This window comes from Vibrio sp. 1F169 (assembly GCF_041439605.1).
GTDB lineage: Bacteria > Pseudomonadota > Gammaproteobacteria > Enterobacterales > Vibrionaceae > Vibrio > Vibrio tasmaniensis_A.
Genome location: NZ_JBGOOI010000112.1, coordinates 1 through 8,830 on the forward strand (window position 1 = coordinate 1; position 8,830 = coordinate 8,830).

The following is an 8,830-nucleotide window of genomic DNA, read 5'->3' on the forward strand; positions in this document are numbered from 1 at the left end:
GATTTGCTTAGAATGACTAGGCTACTTCCCCCTCGCCGCGATTAAAACGCTTTTAGCTCGAACAAAATTTAACCGCGAAAGGTCAACACGCCCTAATTACACCCATAAAAAAACGCGAACATTGAAATTCAATATTCGCGCTTGTTCGAGTTCGATAGCAGGAAGTCGTCAATGAACGAGAACCCTCCTACGAAGCGATCTCGTTACATAATCTTTGTAAAGCTACGTGACAAACGTTCTGTCTACTATTTCTGAGATGCAGGCTTAGAACGGCTTCTAGATGGTGAAGGTTTGTTACCTGTAGGCTTGTTACCTGATGTCTTGTTAGACGGTTTGCTCGAACCATTACTTCCACCGAAACCAGACTTTTTAGGTTTACCTGCACCACCTGGCTTGCCAGAACTATTCGTAGAAGGCTTATTACCGCGCTTATAGTTGCTGCCATTATTTCTTAAAGACTTATCATCACCAGCAGCTGCAGAGTTGCTGTCTGAAGCTTTGTTGCCTGAGTTAGGCTTACGCTTTGGAGCAGATCCATTACCTGCTACATGACGCTTGTTCTTGCCTGCTGGCTTATGGCCGCGAGCATTCTCACCAGAACGTTGGCCATCCGAGTGTTCGCGTGTCTTTTTCGGTTTCTTAGGCTTAATCGGACGCGAATCCAAGCGAGATTCTGGTAACTTGTTTACGGGTGCAAAACCTTCAAGTTCACGACGCTCCAGTACTTGTTGAATAAGGCGTTCAATACCGAATAGCTCACCCACTTCATCAGCACAAACCAATGAAATTGCTTTACCCACTTCACCAGCACGGCCAGTACGACCAATACGGTGAACGTAATCTTCTGATACGTTTGGAAGGTCGAAGTTAACCACTTGAGGAAGTTGTGGGATATCAATACCACGAGCAGCGATATCGGTCGCTACGAGTACTCGTACCTTACCGGTTTTAAAGTTCTCTAAGGCTTTAGTACGCGCGCCTTGGCTCTTGTTACCATGGATAGGAGCAGAAGTGATGTCTTGCTCTTCAAGGAAACGAGCAAGCTTGTTTGCACCGTGTTTTGTTTTGCTGAACACCAACACTTGTCGCCAATCATTATCTTTGATCAGCTTAGCTAGCATTGGCGCTTTTTTCTTTTTATCTACTGGATAAATACTTTGTTCAACAGTGGGTGCTGTTGAGTTTGCAGGGCTTACCGAGATTTCAACTGGGTTATTTACTAAGCCTTTAGCCAAGCTACGAATATCATCAGAGAACGTTGCAGAGAACAGTAAGTTCTGACGCTTCTTCGGTAGGAAAGCCAAGATCTTACGGATGTCGCGGATGAAACCCATGTCTAACATGCGATCAGCTTCATCTAATACTAGAATCTCTAGCTGATCAAAACGCACTGCATTTTGGTTGTATAGGTCAAGTAGACGACCCGGTGTTGCCACCAACACATCACTGCCTTTACGAAGTTTTTGCATCTGAGGGTTAATTTTCACGCCACCAAACACGACCGTAGAAGTAAGCGGTAAGTTAATACCGTATTTAACTACGCTGCCATTCACTTGCGCAGCAAGTTCACGGGTCGGTGTTAGCACTAGTGCACGAACTTGGTTCTGACGTACGCGAGGGCCTTTTGATAACATTTCAAGAATAGGTAGCGTGAAGCCAGCAGTTTTACCTGTACCTGTTTGAGCAGCGGCCATTACATCTTTGCCCGTTAGGACAGCTGGTACGGCTTTCTCTTGGATTGGTGATGGCTTATCGTAACCTTGTGCTTCAATAGCTTTAAGGATCGGTTCAGAAAGGCCAAGGGAGGTAAAACTCATAGATTATTTTCTCAGTTGAATAACATTTAGTATGAGCAACGCGCAGAAAGAAGTCGTTGCTACAGCTTTCGCTCATCAATAGGATTGATAAAGAGCAAAGCGCGGTATTCTGAGGCTTTTCCCCACATTCAGCAACTAAATTCTAATAACAGATCCAATCCAACCTATAAAATTTGTCGTTTCTGTTCGTACATTTTTTCATCAGCTGCTTTGAGTAGTGCATCGACATCACTGTAGTTATTGCTATGAATTACCCAACCAACGCTAATTCGAAGATAAATCGAGTGCGTATCATAAACAACAGGTGTGCTACATATCGCTCTTCGAAGTTTAGCTACAATCGACGATACATGTTGATCATCAATAATACGTGGTAACAAAACTAAGAACTCATCACCACCGATTCTCGCAACGATATCTGAACCACGTAACTCGCTCTTAATGCGATTAGCACACTCAATAAGCACCTGATCGCCAGCCGCATGCCCAAAAGTATCATTGATCGCTTTAAAGCCATCAAGATCGATATTTACCACAGCAAAGGTTCTTGCTCTCTGCTTTTGGGTGACTTTGAACGCCTGCTTTAGGCTGTACATAAAGTATCGACGATTAGGTAGCATGGTGAGTTCATCATGCATAGAACGACTATCTGCAATTCGGTACAGGCGATAAATAGTAAAGAAGGCAAACGCCAGCACTAACATTATGGTGTAACCCACCAACCTTACTGCTTGAATTCGATACCACTGCACATCCATCAACACATGCTCATTACCAGAGAGAGCAAGGTACCAACCACCGTATGGAAAGCTCACCTGTTCAGTCACAAAAGCATTATCAAATACGTCCTGAGAGCCATAAAAGACCGCGCCATCTTTACCCGAACTGTTTGCACCGCGAATCGCGAGTTTATACTTGTTTTCGAGTATCCCAATTCCGACATCTTCAAACAGCTCATCTAAACTAATAACGGCACTGGATACACCCCAATAGTCTTCGTTAAAAGGCGGGTCTCGAAAGATCGGAGTTCGCGTAATGATAGCTTGGCCACCTTGAAACAGCTCAAAAGGGCCAGCAATAAAGGTGTTGCCAAGATTACGGGCTATCTCAACAGACTCCCATTGGTCTGGATAATCACGATAATTAATACCGAGAATCTGCTCATTGCCTTCCATAGGGTAAACAAAGTTTAGAATGTCGTCTTTGGCTAGCCCAATAAGACGAATATGGAAACCATCTTTAATAATACTTTCAGCAATCTTGTCCCAATTTTTCACCTCACCATCAGGGTTTATGGTCACTAAGGTCGAAAAATTATTGAGGATATACATATCTGACACGATCGCGGCTTCGATTCGAGAACGAATGATCGATAGCTGCTTTTTTGCCTCAGAGTAGGATTCATCTTTCAGGTAGGATAACTCTTTAGAGTGAAAAAACTCGATAGCACTCATTACCACTAAAAAAAACAGTAAAGATAATAATTTGGCAGGCCATTGCTTGCTAGAACCACTTGGCATTCAGACCCCCTAAACCTTTTTGTTCTTAAATTTGCTCATATCAGACTAACTCTTTAAGTATGCCGTTAAGCTATTTAAATACATACACTTAGCCTAGTGCTCATTTCATTATTGAGTCATTCATCACTTAAAGTCCATTAGACACATTGATTACTGAACCAAATATCGAATCAATCTTATTAAAGATTACAATGTATTGACCAAAACCTTACATTGAAAGATTCATGAGTGTTATTTTATATTCACAATTAATCAGCTTGGTACCTTACGAACATGAAGCTAAAAACGCTAACTCTGTGCACATTGTTATCAATCTCAGTTGCGGTTGCGGTTCACGCACAAGCTACTTCAGATACGCTAACGGCTTTTGACACACAACAGACTGTTACTATACAAGAGCCTGTTAACATACAAGCAACAAGCGTACCAAGTATTCAATTACAAGCTGGTGTTCTCGACTCTCAAGAGCAATCTTTTAAACAATCCGCCGATCTGATTCGCACAACCTACGAAAGCCAACTTTACACTCTGCCTGCATTCAAAGAGGGTCACTATGGTTTGCGTATGTATCGACAAACATTAGACGACAAATATTCTGCCGCGGTATGGAGTGACATGGCACGTGTCGCAAGTAAGCTCAGCCGCTTGTCGAATGATGTTCACACCATGGAACAAATCGTACTGTACTCAGAAAAGCGTGTTGCTTCCTATGTTGGCGACAGCGATGAACGCAGTGTTCGACGCTACAACATCACCAAGCACATGCCAGAATATCTATATCTTGGTGTTGACCTTCTCGGCTCTATGGCGCGCGCCAATGAGTACGGTTTAGAATACAAGAACGATGTCAAACTGCGCGAGATTATTCGTCGTTATGACTTTTCACGATACGTGACCAATGAAGATATGGTGAAAGCGTGGGCAGCCCAACTCGCTAATCAAGTTTACTGGCTACGCCAATTGGGTGAACAAGATGTCGTTGATGAATTTGTCGATACCTTCAAAAAAGCCTACCCAGACGATAACGACAAGAAGCTTTCAAGCCAGCAATACGGCAATAAGATCTATGGTATGACACATGTGATCTTTGGAGATTCTGAGTATTACCAGCACCAAGTAAGCGAGCAAGAACACCAATGGATCTACGATTACTTCAGAGAAAACATCGATACTATCCTGTTACGAGCTAAAGAGGATGTGATTGCTGAGGTTGGGTTGACTTTCTTATTAGCCGGTCTAGAGAATGACCCGGTTGTAGAGAAAACTAGGCTCGCAATCCAGGCATCTATCGATAAGACAAAAGGTATGATCCCTTCAGTCACCGGTGATTTTGATCTCAAGTATGGAGAGCACCGCAACGTACTCGCTATCATGCTACTCGATTGGCAGCAAGTGAACGAAGCACCGACTTATGAAGGTAACCCAAAAGTATTTACTAACATCCCTTACGGACTGCTTGAAAATCAACCGCTGAAGCACTAGCAGTAATACTTAAGTTGATTTTAAAACCCCAAAAGCCGCAAATCTCTCAAGGTCTGCGGCTTTTTAACTCTTACCAAACAATCACTTCACTCAAGCTTAGTCTTATGTTCAGGGGCAGATTTTGTTCATCACTATCGTGAAATCCCCTTCTGCGTATCCTTCTACCAAGGAAACATCGTCACAGAGTGTTTTACAGAATCGATATACGCCTTGAGGGTGATAACTCATCAAGGTATTGCGTGAAGGATATTGGCTTGAATTGAGCAGATTAAAAATCACCGTCTGATTCGCTAGTCCAAACATACGAGTAATCATGTTAGTCAGATAATCCGAGTCGCGAGAGATGTAATTCAATGAGCCACTGGCTATAACTACATCGTGTACCTCAAGGCTCATTTGGCTCATATCACCCGACAAAAACCGACAACGATCTTCTGTATAGCTCTGCTTCGCCTTCTTTAAAAAGCCTGCATGTTGGTCAACACCGGTGTAAGATTGAATTCGATAGATGCTGTCGAGCAGCTCAAACAGCTCGCCATAGCCACAACCTAAATCTAAAATACTCTTCTTTTCGAAATCAGCCGAACGAGCAATCACTTCAAAGCGACACAATTGGCTCTCTTCGCTGGTCCACCCTAAAGCTTTAGCCTTGTCGCCATTCGAGCGGTTAGCCTGTTTTCGATGATAGCGATACACTTTCCAACGATCGAGCCAGTGCATTCAAACAAATCTCACTTCAATGAACATAAGTACGCCTCAATAAACTTAGACGTCAGAATTTGAAGAAAAGAGCCCACCGATTTTATAACCGACCGCATAACAAACCACGGCGACAGTCACAAACACCAAAGCTGAAAAGACATAAGCCACCGATGCTGCGACGCCAGTGCCCCATACTACGCTAAACACCAAACCGAGATACGCTTCTTGCGGCCACTGATAGATAGGAAACTGAGTACCACCAGCAATAAGATAAACCATCGCAAACAAGCCAATGAAGGTAGCAATAAGACCGATGAGAACGCGCATGTTCATAGAGAGACCCTTGATAAATTTGAGCTTGGTTGCCGTATTCTTAGTCGGAACGGAATATTCTTATTCGGAACCGAGTGTTCTTAATAGAAACCGGATTTTCTTAATTGAAGCCGAATGCTATTAATCGCAACCTAATGATATTCAAGTATATCGGATAAAACAGGCTTGCTCTATTACTCTTCCGAGTGAGCCTTATACACCGCATAGCAATAAAAGTGGTGGTTCAAAATCTGAATCAACTTAACGAGCAGGCACAAAAAAGCGGACACCCTTCTCACGTTAAATCCGCAAGAAAGGTGCCCGCTTCAACTGAATTTAGGCGCTTTAACTAAATTTAGGCGCTTGAACTGAATCTCGCTTAAAGCAGGATGAAGATACCCGCTAAACACGCACTCATTAGGTTTGCAAGCGTACCAGCAGCGACTGCTTTCAAGCCTAAGTTTGCCACTTCAGCACGACGCTCTGGTGCCATAACACCGATTGAACCCAGCTGAATAGCAATAGAACCAATGTTAGCAAAACCACATAGAGCAAAAGTGACGATGACTTGGCTATGTTCAGATAACAGCGCTTTGTTCTCAACGAAGTCGATGAAAGCAACAAACTCGTTCATTACGATCTTCTGACCAATGTAAGAACCCGCCATCAATACTTCATCACTTGGGATACCGATCAGCCATGCTAGTGGTGAGAACAGGTAACCAAAGATAGCTTGCAGCGTAATACCGGCAAAACCGAACGTCTCACCTAAGCTTTCTAGGCCAGTGTTCACCATCGCAATTACACTCACGAATGCAATCAACATAGTACCGACAGCCACCGCGACTTTCATACCGTTCATCGCGCCGCTTGCCAGTGCATCGATCACGTTGCTTTGGTCAGCTTTATCGAGTTCGATATGGTCATAGTCACTTGGTGTACTGCGCTCTGGAACGATGATCTTCGCCATTAACAGACTACCCGGAGCTGCCATGAAGCTTGCGGCGATAAGGTATTTAAGTTCAACACCTAAACCAGCATAACCACCAAGCACACTGCCCGCTACCGACGCCATACCACCTGCCATTACAGCAAACAATTCCGAACGAGTCATAGACTTTAAAAACGGACGAATAAGAAGAGGAGACTCACCCTGAGAAAGGAAGATATTGCCTGTCGCTACCAAGGATTCAGCTTTACTGGTACCCAGCAGTTTTTGCACCGCCCCGCCCAAGATTTGAATCACTTTTTGCATGATGCCGAGGTAGTAAAGTGCAGAAATCAGAGCACTGAAGAAGATAATGATTGGAAGTACGCGTATCGCGAAAATGAAACCTTCAGTTGCAAGGTCGCCGAAAAGGAATGCGATACCAGCGTCTGCAAAACCAAGCAGGCTAGAAACGCCATTACTTAGGCTTGTTAGCGCCAATTGTCCCCAAGGGAAATATAACACCAAAGCCGCGAAGCCGATTTGAAGTAATAGTGCACGAGAGACTGTTTTCCAGTTAATCGAAGAACGACTTTCAGATAGCAGGTACGCACAAGCAATCAGTGCAAGAACACCGACAAAACCAAATAGAATATTCATAATGTGTCCTAGTAATCCTTAAAGAGTGAACATGAGCCAAACGAATGACATCAAAGGAATAGGACAAAGAACCGCAAGCAAAACGCTACGCGATGAAGGAGCTAACAGGGTTAGCGAATGTAACAACGAGTTGTTCATGTAAAAATCACCTTATACAAGCAGTGGAACGTAGCTGGTCCGGTCCGTGGGGTCATTCACATATCCATGTGACGGCTTGTATTGGCTAAGCACCGGCTTAAAACCGGAAAAGAAGTATAAACAGTTAAGTGAGACTTTCATCACATTTTTCAACGCAAACGATCGCGCGGTCAAGGATTAAACAAAACGCAGTGTTTATCGTCATTTTTAACTTATCAGTCAAAAAGAACGTCGAGGCAGGAAGTTTAAAATAAAAAGCCACAAAGTGTGGCTTTCTAAAGGATATTATCGAAATGGGCAAAATTAATTAAGCAATGCACTTTTCACTTCAACGTCTTGGAAGATCTCTTCGAAACGTTGTTTATAGATAAGCTGCATTTCATTAATGATCACACCACCATCTGGCACATCGTTCTCGCCTTGGAAGTTTTTGCTCAGCAGTTTCTTACCTACTTCGTCGTAAATAATCACATTTACGTTGTACCAAGAGTTATCCGTAAACGCATGGAAATCATATTTCCATTCATTCAAGACGAACATCATCGACTTATTGTCGAACGCTTTCATCTGCTCAGCGACTTTAGTGATGTCTTCGTTTGGTGTCGTCTCGACTGAGTCCACCGTCACTTGCTGCTTCTTTAAGCCCGCAACAAGTCTATCCGTCAAAAACTGAGACATCGGCTGTTGTGTCGCCGTGTTGTGTGAATAAGGAATACCGAGAGAACTACGAATAATGCCCTCAAACTTTGGCTCTTTATCTTGGTCTAAAACGTATGGGCGTTTATCAATCACTGCAATAGTCAGTGCTTTTTCTTGAGGTACGACACTCAATTGTGGCGCACTCTGTTCTGGAGTTAATACTGTTGCACAACCTGAAAGCCCTAGCGTGATTGTGGCAAGGAGCAAACTGACGAGTTTTGTCATTAGATTTACCTATCTTATTGTTTTGAAGATGGTGTTCTAACAAAAATTGTCTTACTCAGTAAACATTCATTAAATCAATAATTTATACAATTCTTATTTATATAAATTGGCTCACATATCAGGTTGGTTTTATTGAGTAATTACCCAATAAAACTTTAAGCAGCAGGCGTTGTAAATGAAGATCATGAAATGAATGTGATATGTTCAACCTATGTAGAGAGCTGCGTAACCTCTCGGTTAATTCTGTGTGATTATTACCACTTTTCTGTGTTCTCCCTCATTTACTATGACTGGCTTTGTTGCGTAATTAAATTTAAAGATAGAACAACCCCGTTTCGCGTATTTCT

At 43.0% G+C, this 8,830-nt stretch carries 7 protein-coding genes; 1 reads left to right on the forward strand and 6 read right to left on the reverse strand.

Features of this window, described 5'->3' with window-relative positions; genetic code table 11:
• Positions 1-245: 245 nt before the first annotated feature.
• Positions 246-1,817, reverse strand: coding sequence for a DEAD/DEAH box helicase (locus ACED53_RS22160; protein WP_017100965.1), 1,572 nt, complete (start codon positions 1,815-1,817; stop codon positions 246-248).
• Positions 1,818-1,981: 164 nt separating this feature from the next.
• Complete coding sequence (locus ACED53_RS22165) at positions 1,982-3,337, reverse strand: diguanylate cyclase (RefSeq protein WP_017097049.1); 1,356 nt, start codon at positions 3,335-3,337, stop codon at positions 1,982-1,984.
• Positions 3,338-3,610: 273 nt separating this feature from the next.
• On the opposite strand from ACED53_RS22165, the gene ACED53_RS22170 reads away from it, so the two are divergent.
• The gene (locus ACED53_RS22170) at positions 3,611-4,819 is read left to right on the forward strand and encodes a DUF3541 domain-containing protein (protein WP_017100966.1); all 1,209 of its coding nucleotides are present in this window, start codon (positions 3,611-3,613) and stop codon (positions 4,817-4,819) included.
• A 108-nt stretch (positions 4,820-4,927) separates the two neighbouring features.
• On the opposite strand, the gene ACED53_RS22175 is transcribed toward ACED53_RS22170, so the two are convergent.
• The 4 genes from ACED53_RS22175 to ACED53_RS22190 all read right to left on the reverse strand — a co-directional run bounded on the left by ACED53_RS22175 (position 4,928) and on the right by ACED53_RS22190 (position 8,483).
• A complete protein-coding gene (locus tag ACED53_RS22175) occupies positions 4,928-5,539 on the reverse strand; it encodes a trans-aconitate 2-methyltransferase (RefSeq protein WP_017100967.1) in 612 nt (203 codons plus the stop codon).
• 45 nt (positions 5,540-5,584) lie between these two features.
• Positions 5,585-5,854: a hypothetical protein gene (locus tag ACED53_RS22180; protein WP_012600286.1), complete on the reverse strand. Its 270-nt coding sequence runs from the start codon at positions 5,852-5,854 to the stop codon at positions 5,585-5,587.
• Between the two features lie 358 nt (positions 5,855-6,212).
• Positions 6,213-7,421 carry a NupC/NupG family nucleoside CNT transporter gene (locus tag ACED53_RS22185; RefSeq protein WP_009845705.1) on the reverse strand — a complete coding sequence of 403 codons (1,209 nt, stop codon included), beginning with the start codon at positions 7,419-7,421 and terminating at the stop codon, positions 6,213-6,215.
• A gap of 441 nt (positions 7,422-7,862) precedes the next feature.
• Entirely contained in the window at positions 7,863-8,483 is a 621-nt protein-coding gene (locus ACED53_RS22190) for a hypothetical protein (protein WP_017100968.1), read from the reverse strand.
• Positions 8,484-8,830: the final 347 nt, after the last annotated feature.

Coding starts and splice junctions, on each gene's coding strand:
- ACED53_RS22160 (WP_017100965.1), bottom strand. CDS start 1,817: ATGAGTTTTACCTCCCTTGGCCTTTCTGAACCGATCCTTAAAGCTATT.
- ACED53_RS22165 (WP_017097049.1), bottom strand. CDS start 3,337: ATGCCAAGTGGTTCTAGCAAGCAATGGCCTGCCAAATTATTATCTTTA.
- ACED53_RS22170 (WP_017100966.1), top strand. CDS start 3,611: ATGAAGCTAAAAACGCTAACTCTGTGCACATTGTTATCAATCTCAGTT.
- ACED53_RS22175 (WP_017100967.1), bottom strand. CDS start 5,539: ATGCACTGGCTCGATCGTTGGAAAGTGTATCGCTATCATCGAAAACAG.
- ACED53_RS22180 (WP_012600286.1), bottom strand. CDS start 5,854: ATGAACATGCGCGTTCTCATCGGTCTTATTGCTACCTTCATTGGCTTG.
- ACED53_RS22185 (WP_009845705.1), bottom strand. CDS start 7,421: ATGAATATTCTATTTGGTTTTGTCGGTGTTCTTGCACTGATTGCTTGT.
- ACED53_RS22190 (WP_017100968.1), bottom strand. CDS start 8,483: ATGACAAAACTCGTCAGTTTGCTCCTTGCCACAATCACGCTAGGGCTT.